The organism is Fulvivirga lutimaris (assembly GCF_009711525.1).
GTDB lineage: Bacteria > Bacteroidota > Bacteroidia > Cytophagales > Cyclobacteriaceae > Fulvivirga > Fulvivirga lutimaris.
On sequence record NZ_SMLV01000090.1, the window covers coordinates 1 to 1,395 of the forward strand.

At 38.4% G+C, this 1,395-nt stretch carries 1 protein-coding gene; it reads right to left on the reverse strand.

Going from position 1 to position 1,395, the window contains the following annotated elements; translation table 11 throughout:
* Nucleotides 1-1,301 (reverse strand): CTP synthase (gene pyrG / locus E1140_RS00345; protein WP_155177971.1); only part of this gene is annotated, 1,301 nt, incomplete at its 3' end.
* Nucleotides 1,302-1,395 lie beyond the last annotated feature (94 nt).

Sequence of the window (1,395 nt, forward strand, 5' to 3'; positions counted from 1 at the left end):
ATGGTACCACCCATATTTGTTACTTTTTTTTGATCTTCCATTAAATCAATCACCGGATCTTTAGCTGTACTATCTATCTCAGTTGATGAGGCTTTTGGTAACGTTAGTACATTTCGAGCGAATTCAATTACAGCGCATTGCATTCCGAGACAAATTCCAAAGAAGGGAACATTGTTCTCGCGAACGTACTTTACTGCCTCAATTTTGCCCTGGACCCCTCTTTCACCAAAACCGGGAGCCACTAAAATACCATGATATTCACCTAAAATATTTTCGCAGTTGTCAGCATTTACTGTTTCTGAAGATATCCAATGGAGGTTTACTTTGCACTCATTTGCAGCACCTGCATGTACAAACGACTCAACAATTGATTTATAAGCATCAGGCAATTCAACATACTTGCCTACCAATCCGATATCTACTTCATCAGTAGGATTTTTTAGCTTACCTAAAAAGCCTTTCCACTGATCTAAATTAGGTTCTTCTTTATGATTAATCTTCAGCTTGGCCAAAACTCGCTCAGCAAGTTTTTCTTTACGCATAAGTATTGGCACATCATATATTGTTTCAGCATCAAGTGCCTCAATTACCGAGTTGATATGAACATTACAGAATAACGCCAGTTTCTTTCTGATATCTTGTGGTAAATGTCTTTCAGACCTGCAAACCAATATGTCTGGCTGAATACCAGCTTCTAATAATTGCTTGACAGAATGTTGTGTAGGTTTCGTTTTAAGCTCTTTTGCAGCGCTTAAGTATGGAATGAGAGTAAGGTGGATTACCAGAAAATTGTTGGTTCCAACGTCCCATTTTACCTGACGAACAGCCTCAATAAATGGTAATGACTCTATATCACCAACACAGCCACCAATCTCAGTGATTACAAAGTCAAATTCTCCGCTTTCACCTAGCTGATAGATATTTCTTTTGATTTCATCAGTTATATGCGGCACCACCTGAACAGTTTTACCGAGATATTCGCCCTTACGCTCTTTTGTTATTACATTATTATAAATACGCCCCGTTGTCACATTATTAGCTTGTGAAGTCGGTGAGTTAAGAAAGCGCTCGTAATGTCCAAGGTCAAGATCAGTTTCAGCTCCATCATCTGTTACAAAGCACTCACCGTGTTCGTATGGGTTCAGCGTACCCGGATCGATATTGATGTAAGGATCGAACTTTTGGATAGTAACCTTAAAACCTCTGGCTTGCAAAAGTTTGCCTAAAGAAGCTGATATAATTCCTTTTCCTAATGAAGACGTCACACCACCTGTGACGAAGATATATTTTGCAGTGGCCATAAGTTGATTTAGATATGAATTTTGCTGTTAAACTTATGGGGTGCAAAGGTATTGGAATAACTTGACAATATTAAACATGAGCCATTTTTAATTC